Annotated in this window: 15 protein-coding genes and 1 tRNA gene; 13 read left to right on the forward strand and 3 right to left on the reverse strand. The window is 65.6% G+C overall.

Annotated features, from left to right (window positions below; genetic code table 11):
* Positions 1-45 precede the first annotated feature (45 nt).
* The 6 genes from AC1DJ5_RS10790 to AC1DJ5_RS10815 all read left to right on the forward strand — a co-directional run bounded on the left by AC1DJ5_RS10790 (position 46) and on the right by AC1DJ5_RS10815 (position 8,570).
* Positions 46-2,199, forward strand: a complete 2,154-nt coding sequence (locus tag AC1DJ5_RS10790) for a malate synthase G (RefSeq protein ID WP_477020582.1) — start codon at positions 46-48, stop codon at positions 2,197-2,199.
* A gap of 264 nt (positions 2,200-2,463) precedes the next feature.
* On the forward strand, positions 2,464-3,024 hold the full coding sequence (locus tag AC1DJ5_RS10795; RefSeq protein ID WP_477020583.1) for a hypothetical protein: 561 nt from the start codon (positions 2,464-2,466) through the stop codon (positions 3,022-3,024).
* A gap of 259 nt (positions 3,025-3,283) precedes the next feature.
* The gene (locus tag AC1DJ5_RS10800) at positions 3,284-4,024 is read left to right on the forward strand and encodes a hypothetical protein (protein ID WP_477020584.1); all 741 of its coding nucleotides are present in this window, start codon (positions 3,284-3,286) and stop codon (positions 4,022-4,024) included.
* Between the two features lie 171 nt (positions 4,025-4,195).
* Positions 4,196-5,047, forward strand: a complete 852-nt coding sequence (locus AC1DJ5_RS10805; RefSeq protein ID WP_477020585.1) for a fimbrial biogenesis chaperone — start codon at positions 4,196-4,198, stop codon at positions 5,045-5,047.
* Positions 5,044-7,644, forward strand: a complete 2,601-nt coding sequence (locus AC1DJ5_RS10810; RefSeq protein ID WP_477020586.1) for a fimbria/pilus outer membrane usher protein — start codon at positions 5,044-5,046, stop codon at positions 7,642-7,644. The genes AC1DJ5_RS10805 and AC1DJ5_RS10810 overlap by 4 nt, the downstream gene beginning before the upstream one ends.
* 17 nt (positions 7,645-7,661) lie before the next feature.
* Positions 7,662-8,570: a hypothetical protein gene (locus AC1DJ5_RS10815; RefSeq protein WP_477020587.1), complete on the forward strand. Its 909-nt coding sequence runs from the start codon at positions 7,662-7,664 to the stop codon at positions 8,568-8,570.
* A gap of 76 nt (positions 8,571-8,646) precedes the next feature.
* Here AC1DJ5_RS10815 and AC1DJ5_RS10820 read toward each other — a convergent pair whose 3' ends face one another.
* Both AC1DJ5_RS10820 and AC1DJ5_RS10825 read right to left on the reverse strand, forming a co-directional pair.
* Positions 8,647-9,078: a hypothetical protein gene (locus tag AC1DJ5_RS10820; RefSeq protein ID WP_477020588.1), complete on the reverse strand. Its 432-nt coding sequence runs from the start codon at positions 9,076-9,078 to the stop codon at positions 8,647-8,649.
* 229 nt (positions 9,079-9,307) lie between these two features.
* Positions 9,308-10,651 carry an MFS transporter gene (locus AC1DJ5_RS10825; protein WP_441455508.1) on the reverse strand — a complete coding sequence of 448 codons (1,344 nt, stop codon included), beginning with the start codon at positions 10,649-10,651 and terminating at the stop codon, positions 9,308-9,310.
* Positions 10,652-10,862: 211 nt separating this feature from the next.
* Between AC1DJ5_RS10825 and cyoA the strand changes: the two genes are divergently transcribed.
* The 7 genes from cyoA (at position 10,863) to AC1DJ5_RS10860 (ending at position 17,765) form a co-directional block, all read left to right on the forward strand.
* Complete coding sequence (gene cyoA / locus AC1DJ5_RS10830) at positions 10,863-12,068, forward strand: ubiquinol oxidase subunit II (RefSeq protein WP_477020589.1); 1,206 nt, start codon at positions 10,863-10,865, stop codon at positions 12,066-12,068.
* Between the two features lie 13 nt (positions 12,069-12,081).
* Positions 12,082-14,103 (forward strand): cytochrome o ubiquinol oxidase subunit I, encoded by a 2,022-nt coding sequence (gene cyoB, locus AC1DJ5_RS10835; protein ID WP_477020590.1) that lies wholly within the window; start codon positions 12,082-12,084, stop codon positions 14,101-14,103.
* On the forward strand, positions 14,100-14,747 hold the full coding sequence (gene cyoC, locus AC1DJ5_RS10840) for a cytochrome o ubiquinol oxidase subunit III (RefSeq protein WP_441455512.1): 648 nt from the start codon (positions 14,100-14,102) through the stop codon (positions 14,745-14,747). The genes cyoB and cyoC overlap by 4 nt, the downstream gene beginning before the upstream one ends.
* On the forward strand, positions 14,744-15,121 hold the full coding sequence (gene cyoD / locus AC1DJ5_RS10845) for a cytochrome o ubiquinol oxidase subunit IV (RefSeq protein WP_477020591.1): 378 nt from the start codon (positions 14,744-14,746) through the stop codon (positions 15,119-15,121). Before cyoC ends, cyoD begins: the two co-directional genes overlap by 4 nt.
* Before the next feature lie 69 nt (positions 15,122-15,190).
* Entirely contained in the window at positions 15,191-15,904 is a 714-nt protein-coding gene (locus AC1DJ5_RS10850; protein ID WP_477020592.1) for an SURF1 family protein, read from the forward strand.
* The gene (locus AC1DJ5_RS10855) at positions 15,901-17,232 is read left to right on the forward strand and encodes an ATP-binding protein (protein ID WP_477020593.1); all 1,332 of its coding nucleotides are present in this window, start codon (positions 15,901-15,903) and stop codon (positions 17,230-17,232) included. Before AC1DJ5_RS10850 ends, AC1DJ5_RS10855 begins: the two co-directional genes overlap by 4 nt.
* Positions 17,229-17,765: a response regulator transcription factor gene (locus tag AC1DJ5_RS10860; protein WP_477020594.1), complete on the forward strand. Its 537-nt coding sequence runs from the start codon at positions 17,229-17,231 to the stop codon at positions 17,763-17,765. Before AC1DJ5_RS10855 ends, AC1DJ5_RS10860 begins: the two co-directional genes overlap by 4 nt.
* Positions 17,766-17,825: 60 nt before the next feature.
* Here AC1DJ5_RS10860 and AC1DJ5_RS10865 read toward each other — a convergent pair.
* A tRNA-Lys gene (locus tag AC1DJ5_RS10865) sits at positions 17,826-17,901 on the reverse strand.
* Between the last annotated feature and the right edge of the window lie 59 nt (positions 17,902-17,960).

Below are 17,960 nucleotides of genomic sequence, written 5' to 3' on the forward strand. Positions count from 1 at the left end.
GGGCGCGGGCGCGCGGCTAGGGTCGAGGCTCAAGGAGAACCCGCCATGTCCGCCATCTATGTCCGCCACGGAAGCCTGAACGTCGCCGCCGAACTGGACGCCTTCGTGCGCGACGAGGCGGCGCCGGGGACGGGCGTGACGGCGGAGGCCTTCTGGGCCGGGTTCGAGGGGTTTCTGGCCGACCATGCGCCGACGAACCGGGCGCTGCTGGCGCGGCGCGACGACCTGCAGGCACGGCTGGACGACTGGCACCGCGCCCATCCGGGTCCGCCGGACCCCGACGCCTATCAGGCCTTCCTGCGTGAGATCGGCTACATCGAGCCCGAGCGGACCGACGCGCGCGCCGAGACGGCCAATGTCGATCCCGAGATCGCGACCTTGACCGGACCGCAACTGGTCGTGCCCCTGACCAACGCCCGCTATCTGCTGAACGCCGCCAACGCGCGCTGGGGCAGCCTGTACGACGCCCTCTACGGCACGGATGCCTTGGGTGAAGCGCCCAAGGGCGGCGCATATGACTCTGAGCGCGGTGGCAAGGTCATCGCGCGCGCCCGCGCCTTGCTGGATCAGGCGGCGCCATTGGCGGTCGGCTCGCATGCCCAGGCGACGGGTTATCGCGTCGAGCATGGACGGCTGGTCGTGACGCTGGACGGCGGGATCGAGACTGGCCTGTCCAGCGCGGCCGCCTTCGTCGGCTATGCGGGCGAGGCTGCGGCGCCCTCGGGCGTGCTGCTGCGTCACAACGGCCTGCATCTGGAGATCGTTATCGACCGCGCCCATCCGATTGGCCGCACCGATCCGGCGGGCGTGGCGGATGTCGTGGTCGAGGCGGCCCTGTCGGTCATCGCCGACGCCGAGGACAGCGTCGCGGCGGTGGACGCCGAGGACAAGCGGCTGGTCTATGCCAACTGGCTGGGTCTGATGCGCGGCGACCTGTCGGCAGGCTTCGTCAAGGACGGCCAGACGGTGCAGCGGCGCATGAACGGCGACCGGGCCTATGCGGCGGCGGACGGGACGGCCTTCGCCCTGAAGGGGCGCAGCCTGCTGATGGTGCGCAACGTCGGCCTGCACTTGACGACCGACGCGGTGCTGGACGGGGAGGGGCGCGAGGTCCCCGAGAGCCTGCTGGATATCGCCATGACCGGCTTGATCGGCCTGCACGACCTGAAGCGGCCGGCGGATCAGCGCAACAGCCCGGCGGGCTCCATCTACGTCGTGCGGCCCAAGATGCACGGGTCGGAGGAGGTCGCCTTCGCTGACGCCGTGTTCGACGCGGTCGAGGCCATGGTCGGCCTGCCGCCGTTGACGCTGAAGATGGGCATCATGGACGAGGAGCGGCGCACCAGCGTCAACCTGATGAACTGCATCGCGGCGGCCAAGGGGCGGGTGGCCTTCATCAACACCGGCTTCCTGGACCGCACCGGCGACGAGATCCATTCGGTGATGGAGGGCGGGCCGGTGGTCAGGAAAGAGGCTGTCCGCAACACCGGCTGGATCAAGGCCTATGAGGACCGCAACGTCGATATCGGCCTGAAGGCGGGGTTGTCCGGCCGCGCCCAGATCGGCAAGGGGATGTGGGCCGCGCCCGACCGCATGGGCGAGATGCTGGCGACCAAGGCGGGTCATCCGCGCGCCGGGGCCTCGACCGCCTGGGTTCCGTCGCCGACGGCAGCGACCCTGCACGCGCTGCATTATCATGAGGTCGACGTCTGGGCGCGGCAGGCCGAGATAAGGATGCGTCCCGCCACGGGACTGACGCCGCTGCTGACCCCGCCGTTTGCGACGGGAACGCCGAGCGCCGACGATATCCGCCAGGAACTGGACAACAACGCCCAGGGCATCCTCGGCTACGTTGTGCGTTGGATCGATCAGGGCGTCGGCTGCTCCAAGGTGCCGGACATCCACGACGTCGGCCTGATGGAGGACCGCGCCACGCTGCGTATCTCCAGCCAGCACCTGGCCAACTGGCTGCGCCACGGCGTGGTGACGGAGGGCGAGGTGAGGGCGGCGCTGGAGCGGATGGCCGTCGTGGTCGATCGCCAGAACGCGGGCGATCCCGCCTACCGTACGCTGGCCCCGGCCTTCGACGGGCCGGCGTGGCGCGCGGCCAGCGATCTGGTGTTCAAGGGCCTGGAGCAGCCCAACGGCTACACCGAACACCTGCTGACCGCCTGGCGACGCCGCGCCAAGGCCAGCTGAGGCGCCTCTTCCCTAAACCGACAATTTCCCAAAATGGGGCAATTGCTTGCCAAAGCTTAACGACACCCGTAGAACGGCGATCGTTAACGTTTCATTAACCCTTGCACGCAGGGGGCCTGACGCCGTGCTTGCTGCAAGGGCGTGCCAAAACGGGATGGCACATCTCTTGGAACGCTGACCAACAAACCCCCTCCTGGTGGCGGGGGCGCTGCGAGATTGCGGCTTGGGGGGCGAATGGTGGGCTGGTTTCTGACCACTTCAGAAGTGAAGCGCGCAGCTGTGCGTCCGATGGCGCGCGTCGGCGGCCTGATGGCGCTGGTGCTGGCGGCGGCCGCTTCGGCGGCGTCGGCCGAGCCCATGATCGACAGCGGCCTGGTCGGCAGTCTGGACGTCATCGTGAAGGGCAAGATCACCCCCAGTTGCCGTCTGTCGGGCGGCGGCGACATCGACTTCGGCGAACTGACCGGCGGCCAGCAGGTCGAGGCCGACTTCGGCCTGTCGTGCAACGTCCCCTTCGACATCAGCTTCCAGTCGATGCGTGGCGGTCTGGCCCACGCGGTCAGGCCGGGCGGAGAGGGGCCGTTCGCAGGCGTTCTCGGTTACACGCTGAACGTGGCTATCCCGACCGTCAGCCCCCAGGCGGCGACGCTGGGCGGCAGCTTCGCCAGTGAAGACCTGGTGGCTAAAAAGACGCTCAGCAGCGGCGAGGGCATCGCCCAAGGCGGCGGCCGCATCCAGATCCGCACCGATCAGCTCAAGGGGGTGGGTTTGTTGGCGGGTGAGTATTCAGAAGTTCTCAATATCACCGTGGCGCCTCGCGTTTAGTATAAAATCTCATAACTGCGCGCCGAAAGCGGCCTGTTTCAGGAGTATCGTGAAGTCCATCATGAGTGTGATGGTCTTCTTTTGCGTTTTAATTGGGCGTTTTGTTTATCCCCTGTGGGTTGAGTGAAATAAAAGATGCCTAACAACGGTTTATACGCATTGACTTGTCTTTTTACATTTTGGTAACTTCTGTGCAGATCGAGGGGGCGTCTCCATCTCGGTCGACAAGTTTCGTCAGAACCTCATTTGGAGAATTCCTATGAAAATCGCTTCGATCCTCGCCGGCGTCGCTATCGCCGCCCTGTCCGCCTCGGCCGCTTCGGCCGACATCGTCAACTTCGGTCAGAAGACCGTCGGCGGCGTCACCACCAACTCCACGCCGGGTGATTTCAACCTCGGCAACAGCTTCAACGTCAACGCGCCCCACGCTGCCTGGCAGGCGTTCGGCGCTTCGATGAGCAACAACGGCACGGCGTCGACCTCGGACGGCGCCTCCTTCACCCTGAAGGGCTCGGTCACCCCCGACTGCGCCTACTATTCGGGCGACAGCGCCAGCAAGATCGTCGACTTCGGCCAGATCGGCATTCACGCCACGGACGACGCCGGTCCGGTCGCCGCCTTCACCATGACTGGCCCGGCTATCGTCACGATCAGCACCAACCTTGCCGGCTGCAACACCGCCAGCAAGGTTCAGATCACCAAGTCGAACATCGGCGGCATGGTGAACTCGTCGGGCACCGGCTATGACACCGGCGTCTTCCAAGCCAACCTGCCCTATTCGGTGGAGGCCCTGTACACGGCGAGCGGCAACGGCGCTCCGGCCGCCGGCACGTCGCAGACGCTTGAAGTCGCGGCGAACCAACTGGCCAACACCTCGGCTCAGCACGGCGCTTGGAAGTCCAACATGACGATGTTCGTTACGGTGCCGCAGCCCGCCAAGGCTCTGCTGGCCGGCGCCTATGAAGGTTCGTTCAGCGTCCTGATCTCGACCGGCCTCTAAGCCGCCCGAAAATGGACGACTTCGGGGAGGGCCTTGGCCCTCCCCGTTTTCGTTTCGGTGATCATTGCTCGTTAGGCTTTCAGCCGCGCGGCGTGTCGCCGTAACGGCGGGTTTCGGTCCGCAAGAATTTTCTTGAGACGGCGGTCCGCGGACGGCCTCGGGGAGTAACGATTGATGCTGCGATCTGGCTTTCGCTTCATGCGCTTCAGCCGGCTGGGCGCCGTAGTCGGCGGCCTAGCGGCCGGGTTGCTGGTCATGTCCGCCGCCTGGGCCATGCGCGTCTCGCCCATGGTGTCCGAACTGTCGACGACGGGCGCCGGATCGGCCGCCCGGATCGAGGTCGGCAATATCGGCTCGGCGGCGCTCCCGTTCGAAACCATGATCACCCGCATCGAGGTCGACGCGGACGGCAATATCGTCGAGACCCCGGCGGACGAGGACTTCCTGGTCTTCCCGCCGCAAGGCCTGGTCCCGGTGGGCGGCCGTCAGGTCGTGCGTGTGCAATGGGTCGGCGAGCCGACCATCGATTCTTCGCACGCCTACTATCTGTGGGTGAAGCAACTGCCGGTCGCGACCGATCCGAGCATTCCTGACAGCGGCGGCGTCGTGTCGGTTCAGGTTCTCTATACGATGAAGGCCTTGATCGTCGTGGCTCCTCCCGGCGCCGAGCCCAAGGTCGAGGTCGTTTCAGCGACGCCGGCCATGGTCACGCCGCCGAGCGCCGAGATCGATCCCAGCCTGACTGGCGGCGCAGCGGTGGCGCCGCCGCCAGCCGAACCGGGCGTCGAAATCGTGGTCGGCAACTCCGGCAAGCGCTACGCCCTGATGAGCGGGGCAACTTGGGTTGTGGAAGGCACGGGCAAGACGGGCGAGCCCTTCCGCCGCGAATACGCCGGCAGCGAGATCTCGCAGTTGGTCGGCGTCGGCTATCTGGCGCCCCTGGGCGGCAAGCGGACGTTCAAACTGCCGACCGGCGTCGAACTGGACCCGGCCAAGCCGGTGAGCGTGCGGTTCGCACGATGAGGACGACGGGGGGGAAGGCGCTGCGGGGCGCGGCGTCGAGGATCGCGCTGGCCACGGCCGTGATGGCCGTGCCTGGCGGCTGGGCGCACGCCCAGGCCGCGAGCCTGTTGCAGGCTGCATCGCAGGCCGTCGCCCAGGCGGCGGAAGCCCTAGCGCCGGTCCAGGCTGCGTCGGTTCAGGCGGCGTCACCCGCGCCGCAGACGCGCCCGAACATCAATCCTTACGACCGCGACATCGCCATGACGGTGCCGCTGAATTTCAATCGTCGTGTACTGGGCGAGATGCCGGTGCTGTTGACGCGCGACGACCGTTTCATCGTTGAAAGCGCCGGGTTCCGGGCGCTGATCGACCCCTTGCTGACGCCCGAGGCGCAGGAAGAACTGAAGACGCGGTTGGCCGGCGTGGAATCCTTCGCGCCGGAGGAGATCAACGCCACCGGAATTTCACTGGACTACGATCCCGACCAACTGGCGGTGCTGGTGCTGCGCATCGACCCGACCAAGCGATCGGTCGAGTCCCTGTTCCAGGGCGGACAACCAGAAACGCCGGGCGAGGCGCCCGAGGATTTCACCGCCTATCTGAACACCAATCTTGCCGTGTCGCGGCGTCAGTCGACCGGCGAGGTGACGTCGCCTAACGTCTTCCTCAACGGCGCGGTGCGCTACAAGAGCCTTGTGTTCGAGGCTGACGTCCAGGGGCGCGAGGACCAGTTCTCGGGCGAGTATGAGGTTCAGCGTCGCTATGCGCGCTTCGTCTTCGATCAGCCGGAGGACTACCGCCGTTGGTATCTGGGCGACCTGAGCGTCGAAACGCGCGGTCGCCAGGGTTTCGTCGAAATGGGCGGCATCGGCGTGACGCGCCAGAAGCAGCGTTTCGACAGCTTCCGCAACAATGTCCTGTCCGGCGGCCGCCAACTGGTGCTGCAGGAGACCTCGACTGTTCGCGTGCTGCGCAATGGTGTCTTCGTGCGAGAGTTCAAGCTGGATCCGGGCCAGTACGACCTGTCCAACCTGCCGCTCGACGCCGGCTCGAACGATGTCCAATTGGAGATCCAGAACGAGTCGGGCCGTCGCGAGACGGTCGCCTACAGCGCCTATCTGGATACGATCCAGCTAGAGCCGGGCGACTATGAATACGGCGCCTATCTGGGCGTCACCAATTCAGGGACGTTTGGTTCGCCGGATTATTCCGACGGCGATATGGCCTTCAGCGGCTTTTGGCGTAAGGCCTTCGTGAACAAGCCGGCCGTCGGCGTCGGCTTCCAGGCGTCGGAAGCTGTCCAGAACGTCACCGGTCAGACTCAGTTCATCCTGAAAAACGGCGCTCGCCTGCAACTGGACGCCTCGGTCAGCAACGGAGATGCGGGCGCGGGCTATGCCTCTGCGCTCAGCTACGATCACTTCGTCGATCTGGGCGGCACATATGATAGCTGGACGGTCGTGGCTGATTTCACGTCCAAAGACTATGCCACGCTCGGCAATGCGTTTGGAGAGAACCCGACATCCTGGGCCTTCACTGGCGCCTATTCCCACCAGTTCTCGGAGGACTGGACGACGTCGCTGAGCGCCTCCTATCGCATGAGCCGGGGGGCGGCGCGCGATTCCTATATCCTCAACGTCATCAACTCCTATCGCTTCACTCCGCAATGGAGCATTCAGGTCGGCGCTGAATGGGTCGACTTCGGCAACAACTTCGGCACGCGCAGCGCCAACGGCGCCGGCGTGACCGTCGCCCTGGTGTGGCAGCCGCGCTATGATCGTCGCGGCGAGGCGCGCTACAGCACGGCCCGCAACAGCGGCAGCATGCGGTTCCAGCAATCGACGGAGAACCGCGTCGGATCGTTCGGTTACTCGGTCGCTTCGACCTACGACGACGGCCCCGGCACCTTGAGCGGGCAGGTCGACTATATCGCCAACCGCTTCGACGCCAGCCTGACGCACACGACCTTCGGCCGGAGCTTCAGCAGCATTACCGACGAGCAGGTGACCTCGCTGCGCGTCGGCTCGTCGATCGCCACGGCGGGCGGCAAGGTCGCCATCGGCCGCAATATCTATGACAGCTTCGCCATCCTGTATCCGCACCAGTCGCTGGCGGACAGGCCGGTGATCGTCGGGGAATCGTTCGAACGCGGGAATTACACCTCGCGCAGCGGCGCCCTCGGGCCGGCGGTGTCCAACACCCTGACGTCCTATGTCGATCAGTCCGTGCGCTATGACGTCCTGGGCGTGCCGCCGGGCTACGACATCGGCGAGGGCGTGCGGCGCGTGCGGCCGGCCTACAAGAGCGGTTACGCTATCCAGGTCGGCAGCGACGCCTTCGTGTCGGCCCTGGGGCGGATGGTCGGCAACGCCGGCAAGCCTGCCGCGTTGATCTCCGGTCGCGTCCGTCTGGTCGACGATCCGACGGCCGAGCCGGAGCTGTTCTTCACCAACTCGGTGGGGCGGTTCGCCATCCAGAAGCTGATTCCGGGCAAGACCTATCGGGTCGAGCTCTTCACTTCGCCCGCCGCCGGGTTCGAGTTCACGGTTCCAGCCGACAACGAAGGCCTGCTGGACCTCAAGACTGTCGCCGTGCCGGTCGACATCACCGACCAATGAACGGAAGGAAGACGATCATGGTCTCCACCCTCTCGAAATCCTTCGCCGCCGCAGCTGCGTTCGGTCTTCTGGCGTTGATCCCGGCTGAGGCCTCCGCTCAGGCCAAGTGCGAACTGTCGATCCAACCTGCGTTGGAGCAATGGACGATCCGCTACAATCCGCTGGAAGACGAAGTCGCCCAGCGCCAATTCGACGTGATGCTGGTGAACCGGGGCGGAAGCCCCTGCAACGGCAATATCCTGGCGTCGCTGCAGGGTGAGGCTTTCGGTCTGGCCAGTCCCGGCAATGTGACCCGCGTTCGTTACGCGCTTGTCGATGTCGATTTCGGCAGCGTCGACATCACGCCGCGCACCGGCGAGAGCGCGCGTCGAGCCGGCACCAGCGTCTCGATCAAGCAGGACGAGCAGAAGCTCGCGCGTTTGACTTTCGCCGCCTTCCCTGACGCGGGCGTCGCCCAGGGGCTGTACACGCAGGTCGTCTATCTGTCGCTTGAGCAGGCCAATACGAACGTCCACGCCATGCGTCCGGTCACCCTGGCGCTGGACCTCGCCGCCGCCGCCGCGATCGGCCTGAAGGGCGAGTTTTCTCGTCCGCACGGCACGGCGGTCATCGACCTGGGTGAACTGACCGAGGGGCCGCAGCCGCTGAACACCACGCTATATGTGCACAGCACAGGCGGCTATCGTGTCTCCGTCACCTCGGCCAATCGCGGCCGACTGCGCCAGGGCGCCACGGCCTGGTACGTCGACTACAACCTGAAGGTCGGGACCCAGGACATGAACCTCCAGCGCACGGACACCATCAATGTCGTGTCCCAGACCGCGCGCAGGGACGACTATCCGCTTAGCGTGCGGATCGGCGACGTCGCGGGCAAGCGGGCCGGCGATTACAGCGACACTCTGACCTTCACGGTCGCCGCGATCTGACCTGGCGTCGGATCGTTGGATGCCAAAACGCCCCGCAGATCCTGCGGGGCGTTTCAGTATTCGGACTGCGATCTCCCTAGATAGGCTGGATCGTCAGCGCCAGGATCAGGGGCTGTTCCAGTTCAACTTCCTCGAAACGATAGTCGACGGTGCGGATGGTCGCCATGTTGGAGCGGCGCAGTTCCAGCAGGCCGCTTTTGGCCAGGCTCATGGAGCGGTCGCCATAGATGATCTTGGCCTTTTCCGTACCTGACAGGGGGCGGTACTGGGCCGAGACGGTGAAGCCGCCGGGGCTGTTGCAGGCCTCGACGACCGAGCCCATGCGGCCGGTCACGGCCAGGACCGTTCCGGTTGGTCGAACCCAGCAGGCGACTGGAACGGTGGCGCGCAGTTGATAAGACTGTCCCCCCGTCGGGCCCGCGGCCGCGACTTGCGGCGCGAGGAGGGCGGTCAGGCCGGCGGCGATCGCCAGAAACGTACGGCGTTTTGCCGACTTCAGCTTGGTCATGACGTCCTCATCACCCTTGATTTCAACAGGACGATACTTGTCGGCTCTTAACTTCAGGCGATCAGACAGGCTTAGCCGGGCCTTAAGCCGCATCGTAAACCGTCGCTAACCTTGTCGACCTGAGGACGCCCATACGCGGCGACGTTCGCGGGCTGGAACGCATGAAAAAGGGGGCGCGATCCGGATCGCGCCCCCGATAAGATGGGGTAGGGCCTGTCTGGTCAGGCGCTCAGGTCTTGGCGCCGGCTCGCCCCTGGGCGAGCTCGCGGTTCAGCCACAGCGCCAGCAGGGTGCAGATCGCGCCCGACAGCAGGTAGCCGCCGCCCGCAACCAGTCCGAACTTGCTCGACAGGGCGAGCGCCGCCAGGGGGGCGAAGCCGGCGCCGAACAGCCAGGCGAGGTCCGAGGTCAGGGCCGAGGCGGTGTAGCGGTTGGTCAGGCTGAAGCTGGAGGCGACGGCGCCCGAGGCTTGGCCGAACGACAGGCCCAGAAGCACGAAGCCGAGGATCATATAGGCCAGTTCGCCCGCCGCGCCGCCGTCCAGAAGTTGCGGCGCGAAGCCGCTGAAGGCCGCAATGCCCGCCGCCGTGACGGCCAGCACGGCGCGCCGGCCGTAGCGGTCGGCCAGCCAGCCCGAGGCCATGATGGCGGCCAGGCCGAACACGGCGCCGATCAGTTCGATGATCAGGAAGCGGTTGGGCGCCTCGCGCGTGAACAGGAAGACCCAGGACAGGGGGAAGACGGTCACCATGTGGAACATGGCGAAGCTGGCCAGGGGAGCGAAGGCGCCGATGACGATGCTGGACCCTTCTTCGCGCACGGCCTTGGTCACGGGGGTGGGGTGCAGTTCCAGAGTCTCGAAGGCGGCCTGGAAGGCGGGCGTGACCACGATGCGCAGGCGGGCGAACAGGGCCACGACGTTGATGGCGAAGGCGACGAAGAAGGGATAGCGCCAGCCCCAGTCCAGAAAATCGGCCGCCGACAGCTTGCTGATGAAATAGACGAACAGGGCGCTGGCCACGATCAGGCCGAAGGGCGCGCCGAGTTGGGGTACCATCGCGTACCAGCCGCGGCGGTTTGCCGGGGCGCTGACAGCGAGCAGCGACGCCATGCCGTCCCAGGCGCCGCCCAGGGCCACGCCCTGGCCGATGCGCAGCACGATCAGGACGACCGCCGCCCAGTGGCCGACCTGCGCATAGCTGGGCAGGAAGCCGAGGCAGACCGTGGACAGGCCCATCAGGACCAGGGCGATGGTCAGCTTGGTCCCCCGTCCGAAGCGCCGGTCGATGGCGATGAACAGGGCCGTGCCGAAGGGGCGGGCGATGAAGGCCACGGCGAACACCGCGAACGACAGCAACGTTCCGCCCAGCGGTCCCGCATAGGGGAAGACCAACTGCGGAAACACTACGACCGAGGCGATCGCATAGACGAAGAAGTCGAAGAATTCCGAGGTGCGACCGATGATCACCCCGATAGCGATTTCTCCGGCGTCGATTTTGCCGTTTCGCGCGTTGATCTGGCTGGCGTCCCGCTCGAGGGACTCTGAAGAAGGCGCGCCGCTGGTGGCGTTCATGACCGATGACGTTCCCTGGACCCGAGCGCGACACGCGCGCCCACACGGTAAGAATGGCGAAAGCCGTGATTTGCTCCCTAACGTCTGCGGACGGGATAGGACGGATTGTCCAATGTCGGGTTTGGGCCTGCGGCGCTACGGGCCAAGCACGATGACCGTGCCAGAGCCATCTTCTTCGACTGGAACCGACGTGCGCCGCCTGCGACCTCTCTTGCTGTTGCCCCTATTGGCCCTGTTGCCGGGCTGTGAAGCCGTGGTGCTTTCGCCCGCCGGGGATATCGCCGCGCAGCAGCGCGATCTGCTGCTGGTGTCGGTGGCGCTGATGTTGATCATCATCCTTCCGGTGATGGCGCTGACCGTCTTCTTCGCCTGGAAATATCGCGTCTCCAATAAGGAGACTCGCTACGAGCCGGACTGGGACCACTCGACCCATCTGGAGTTGGTGATCTGGGCCGTGCCGCTGCTGATCATCATCTGCCTGGGAGCCGTCACCTGGTCGGGCACCCACCTGCTGGACCCCTATCGGCCGCTGGACCGGCTGAACAAGGGACAGGCCGTGGTCGCCGAGGTCGAGCCGCTGCAGGTCAACGTCGTCGCCCTCGACTGGAAATGGCTGTTCATCTACCCGGAGTACGGCATCGCCACGGTCAATGAGATGGCCGCGCCGGTGGACCGGCCGATCCGTTTCCACATCACTTCGTCGGCGGTGATGAACTCCTTCTACATTCCCGCCCTGGCCGGCCAGATCTACGCCATGCCGGGGATGGAGACGAAGCTGCACGCCGTCATCAACCGCCCAGGCGACTATGTCGGCTTCTCGGCCAACTATTCCGGCGACGGCTTCTCCAACATGCGCTTCGCCTTCCACGGGCTGGATCAGGCCGGCTTCGACCAGTGGGTCGCGGGCGTGCGCGCCGCCGGTCAGGGGTTGGACCGCGAGACCTATCTGGAGCTTGAAAAGCCCAGCGAGAAGGTCCCCGTCCTCCATTACGGTTCGGTCGATCAGGGCCTCTTCGACGCCGTGCTGAACATGTGCGTCGAGCCGGGCAAGATGTGCATGGGCGAGATGATGGCCATCGACAAGAAGGGCGGCCTGGGCTTGACCGCCGTCCACGCCACCCTGCCGCTGGCTTACGACAAATACGCCCGACGCGGCGACGCCGCCTTCGGCTCAGGCGAGTCCTACGTCATGGCGATCTGCACTCCGCTGGAGGCCGAGAAGGCCGCCGTCGACGCCGCCCGCCGCCGTCAGGAACTGGCTGTGCAGATGACCCGATCGACCTCGGCCGCCCAGATGCTGGGCGCGGGCCTGCCGCGCCCCGGCCAGTCCGCCCTGACCGAAATCGCAGAAGCCGCCCGTCCCTCCTTGACCCCTGCGCCGACCGTCGCCGACGCAACGCCCGCGTCGCAATCCTGAGCGCCTGACCGACATGTCCATAGACCATATCGCATCCCTGATCTTCGGCCGGCTGGACTGGAACGCCCTGCCGCTTCATGAACCCATTCTGGTCGCCACCTTCGCTGTCGTCGTGCTGGGCGGGCTGGCCATGCTGGGCCTGATCACCCGCTACAAGCTGTGGGGCTATCTGTGGACCGAGTGGTTCACGACGGTGGACCATAAGAAGATCGGGATCATGTACATGATCCTGGGCACGGTGATGCTGCTGCGCGGCTTCGCCGACGCCATCATGATGCGGCTCCAGCAGGCCATGGCTTTCGGCGGGTCCGAGGGCTATCTGAACGCCCACCACTATGATCAGATCTTCACCGCCCACGGCGTGATCATGATCTTCTTTGTGGCCATGCCGATGATCACCGGCCTGATGAACTACATCGTGCCGCTGCAGATCGGGGCGCGGGACGTCTCCTTCCCCTTCCTGAACAATTTCAGCTTCTGGATGACGACGGCGGGCGCTGTACTGGTCATGGCCTCGCTGTTCATCGGCGAGTTCGCGCGCACCGGATGGCTGGCCTATCCGCCGCTGTCCGGCATCGGATACAGTCCCAGCGTCGGCGTGGACTATTACATATGGGCGCTGCAGATCGCGGGGGTAGGGACCACCCTGTCCGGCATCAACCTGATCGCGACCATCGTGAAGATGCGCGCGCCGGGCATGGGCCTGATGAAGATGCCCGTCTTCACCTGGACCTCGCTGTGCGCCAACGTCCTGATCGTGGCGTCCTTCCCGGTGCTGACGGCCGTTCTGGCCCTGCTGACTGCAGACCGTTATCTCGGCACCAACTTCTTCACGAACGACTTCGGCGGCAATCCGATGATGTACGTGAACCTGATCTGGATCTGGGGCCACCCGGAAGTCTACATCCTGATCCTGCCGCTGTTCGGCGTGTTCTCGGAAGTCACCTCGACCTTCTCGGGCAAGAAGCTCTTCGGCTACACCTCCATGGTCTATGCGACGGTGATGATCACCATCCTGTCCTACCTGGTGTGGCTGCACCACTTCTTCACCATGGGCTCGGGCGCCAGCGTGAACTCCTTCTTCGGGATCACGACGATGATCATCTCGATCCCGACAGGGGCCAAGCTGTTCAACTGGCTGTTCACCATGTACCGCGGCCGCATCCGCTTCGAGCTGCCGATGATGTGGACGGTCGCCTTCATGCTGACCTTCGTGATCGGCGGCATGACGGGGGTGATGCTGGCGGTGCCGCCGGCCGACTTCGTCCTGCACAACAGCCTGTTCCTGATCGCTCACTTCCACAACGTCATCATCGGCGGCGTGTTGTTCGGCCTGTTCGCCGCCATCAACTTCTGGTGGCCCAAGGCCTTCGGCTTCCGGCTGGAGAAGAAGTGGGGCCTGGTCAGCTTTTGGTGCTGGGTGATCGGCTTCTGGGTCGCCTTCGCTCCGCTCTATGTCCTGGGCTTCATGGGCGTGACGCGGCGAATGCGGGTCTTCGATGATCCGTCCTACCAGATCTGGTTCGTCATCGCGGCGATCGGCGTGGGCATCATCGCCGTCGGCATCCTGGCCATGCTGATCCAGTTCGCCGTCAGCATCATCAATCGCGACAAGCTGCGCGACGAGACGGGCGACCCCTGGCACGGCCGCACCCTGGAGTGGTCGACGTCTTCGCCGCCGCCAGACTACAACTTCGCCCGGACGCCGATCATCCACGACAGCGACGCCTGGTGGGACATGAAGGCGCGCGGCTATGAGCGCCCGCTCGAGGGCTTCAAACCCATTCACATGCCCAAGAACACGGGGGCGGGGGTCATCCTGGCCGGCCTGTCGACGGTCATGGGCTTCGCCCTGATCTGGCACATGTGGTGGCTGGCGGCGCTGGGCTTCTTCGCCCTCATCGCCTACGCCATCTTCCACACCTTCAACTACAAGCGCGACTACTACATCCCGGCCGAGATGGTTCAGGCGACCGAGGACGCGCACAACGAGGCCCTGGCGGCCGCAGCGGTTTCGCAGGGGGTGATCCGATGAGCCACGTAGCTTCCCTGCACCCTGACTATATCGACGCGTCCGGGCGGCCGATCTACCACCACCCGGTCGAGGACCCGCACCTCGCGGAAGGCCACAGCACCATGCTGGGGTTCTGGCTGTACCTGATGAGCGACAGCCTGATCTTCGCCATGCTGTTCGCCGTCTATGGCGTCATCGGCGCCAACTATGCGGCCGGCCCCGCGCCCAAGGATCTGTTCGACCTGCCGCTGGTGGCGCTGAACACGTCCATGCTGCTGCTGTCGTCGATCACCTATGGCTTCGCCATGCTGGCCATGGTGAAGAACCGCACGGCCCAGATGCAGACCTGGCTGGCGATCACGGGCGTCTTCGGCCTCTGCTTCCTGGGAATCGAGCTCTATGAGTTCGCCCACATGATCCATCTGGGCGCCACGCCCCAGCGCAGCGGCTTCCTGTCAGCCTTCTTCGTTCTGGTCGGCACCCACGGCCTGCACGTCACCTTCGGCATCATCTGGTTGGTGACGCTGATGATGCAGGTGGCGCGCAAGGGGCTGATCCCGGCCAACCGGCGCCGGCTGATGTGCCTCAGCCTGTTCTGGCACTTCCTGGACGTCATCTGGATCGGCGTCTTCACCTTCGTCTATCTGTTCGGGATGCTGCGATGACCGCCGAGGCTCACAACGACCATGTCGTCGATCATCACGACACCGAGGATCACGATCACGGCTCGTTCAAGACCTACATGATCGGTTTCCTGCTGTCGGTCGTGCTGACGGCGATCCCGTTCTGGCTGGTCATGACCGGAGCGCTGGCGCCTATGGCGACCGGTCTGATCATCACCGCCTTCGCCGTGATCCAGATCGTGGTGCACATGATCTTCTTCCTGCACATGAACCATAAGTCCGAGGGCGGATGGAACATGCTGGCGCTGATGTTCACCCTCGTCATCGTGGTGATCGCCGTGGCCGGTTCGGTGTGGGTCATGTACCACCTGAACACCAATATGATGCCCAATCACGACATGAGCACCATGGGCTGAGCCGCGCCGAGCCGCAGGGGGGACAAAGCCATAGAACCGTCGTCGCGACCTGCACGGCCGCCGCGTTCGATGACCGCGTTGATCCTCGGCGCGGTGATGTTCGCTGTCCTGTTCGCGGGCTTCTCGGCGCTGGGCGTCTGGCAGGTGCAGCGGCTGGCCTGGAAGCAGGAGCTGATCCGGCTGGTCGACGCCCGCATCCACGCCGCGCCCGTCGCCGCGCCGCTGCCGGACCAGATCATCACGCGTCAGGCGGATCAGTATCGCAGGGTCGTCGTCAGCGGCCGTTTCGATCATCAGCGCGAGGCTTTGGTGAAGGCGGTGACGGACCTCGGCCCTGGGTACTGGGTGCTGACCCCGCTGAAGACGGATCGCGGCTTCACCGTCCTGATCAACCGGGGCTTCGTCCCGCCGGAACGCCAAGCGCCGACGGATCGCGCAAGCGGTCAGGTCGAGGGCGAGGCGACGGTCGTCGGCCTGCTGCGCCTGACCGAGCCGGACGGCGGCTTCCTGCGCGCCAACGATCCGGCGGGCGACCGCTGGTTCTCGCGCGACGTGGCGGCCATTGCCAAGGCGAAGGGATTGCCGGGGCCGGTTACACCCTACTTCATCGACGCCGACGCCACGCCCAATCCGGGCGGCTGGCCGCGAGGCGGGCTGACGGTGGTGCGCTTCGCCAACAGCCACCTGATCTACGCCCTGACCTGGTTCGGTCTGGCCCTGATGGCGGCGGCGGGCTTCGTCCTGTTCTGGCGCGAGGAACAGCGACGGAGGGCGGCGCGATGAGCGTGATCCGCGTCGCGCGCAGCCTGTTGGGTCTGGACGACCGGGCCGAAGCTGCGGTGTCGCCGGGCGCGGCCGGGCGGCGCAACATGCTGCTGCTGATCCAGTTGCGCTGGCTGGCGGTGATCGGTCAGGTCGTGACCATCGCGGTGGTCCACTGGGGGCTGAAGATCCCTCTGCCGCTGGGGATGCTGCTGCTGGCCCCGACCGCCCTGGCGCTGATGAACCTGGCCAGCGCCCCGGTCACCCTGCGCCGTCAGAGCGTGACCGATCCCGAACTGCTGCTGGCCCTGTTCGTTGATGTGGCCGCCCTGACCTGGCTGCTCTTCTTCAGCGGAGGGGCGAGCAACCCGTTCGCAGCCCTCTATCTGATGCAGATCGTGTTGGCGGCGGTCTTGCTGCGGCCGCCCTACGCCTGGGGCTTTGTGCTGGTGACCAGCGCCTGTCTGGGTCTGCTGGCGCTCTGGCACCAGCCGCTGTTGTTGCCGCCGGGCGCCGACGCGCGGTTGGGGCTGATCCAGGCCGGCGCCCTGGTCAACTTCATCCTGATCGCCGTGCTGCTGGTCGCCTTCGTCACGCGAACGACCCAGAACGTGCGGGCGCGCGACGCCTATCTGGCCGACGCCCGGCAGCAGGCGGCGGAACAGGATCACATCGTCCGCATGGGTCTGCTGGCCTCGGGCGCCGCGCACGAACTGGGCACGCCGCTGGCCTCGCTGTCGGTCATCCTCAGCGACTGGAAGCGGATGCCGGACCTGACCAGAGACGCCGATCTGACCGCCGACATCATCGAGATGCAGGCCGAAGTCGAACGCTGCAAGACCATAGTCACCGGCATCCTGATGTCGGCGGGCGAGGCGAGGGGCGAGGCGCCGACCATTACCACCTTGGGCGGCTTCCTGTCCGAGATCGTCGCCGACTGGGGCGACAAGTCGGGCGAGGCCATGGCGGTGTCGCTGACCGGCCCGTCGCCGCGTGATCCCCGCATCATCGCCGACCCGGCCCTGAAGCAGGTCTTCAGCGCCCTGCTGGACAACGCCCATGAAGCCGGGGCCGCACACCTTGCGGTCGAGGCGGCGCTGGACGAGGACCTGCTGTCGGTCGCCTTCAACGACGACGGGCCGGGCTTCGCGCCGGAGATCCTTGAACGGGTCGGACAGCCCTATCAGTCCACCAAGGGCCGAGCGGGGGCGGGGCTGGGCCTGTTCCTGCTGGTCAATGTGCTGCGCAAGATGGGCGGAACGGTCGTCGCGACCAACCGACGCGGCGGCGGCGCCTGCGTCCGCCTGACCTTGCCTCTGGAGGCCTTGGCTCCAAAAGGACCGATATGACCGACGCGCTCCGACAGTTGCTGATCGTCGAGGACGACGAGGCCTTCGCCAAGACCCTGCGCCGGTCGTTCGAACGGCGCGGCTATGCTGTGGTGTCGGCGCGCAGCCACGAACAACTGGTCGATCTGCTGGCCATCCATCATCCGCAATACGCCGTGGTGGACCTGAAGCTGGGGGCTGCGTCGGGTCTGACTTGCGTGCAGACGCTCCACGCCTTCGACCCCGAACTGAACATCGTCGTCCTGACCGGTTTCGCCAGCATCGCCACGGCGGTCGAGGCCATCAAGCTGGGCGCTCGGCACTATCTGGCCAAGCCCGCCGGCACGGACGAGATCGAGGCCGCCTTCGCCCGGCAGGACGGCGATCCCGACGCGGCCCTGAGCGCCCGCCCGACCTCGATCAAGACGCTGGAGTGGGAGCGGATTCACGAGGTGCTGGCCGAGACCGACTTCAACATCTCCGAGACCGCCCGCCGCCTGGGCATGCACCGCCGCACCCTGGCTCGAAAACTGGAGAAGCGTCAGGTCACCTGACCACGCACGCGATCATCGGCCCCGAAGGGCTGAGTATCTGTCATGTGCTTGAGAAGACGATGGTGGGTGATCACAGGTTCGAACTGTGGACCCGCTGATTAAGAGTCAGCTGCTCTACCAACTGAGCTAATCACCCGTACCGTCGTCTGCGCCCTTGGTGTGGCGCCGGTCCTTCGCTGCGACCCGTTGGGTTGC

The sequence above is a fragment of the Brevundimonas sp. 01N35 genome (assembly GCF_056399785.1).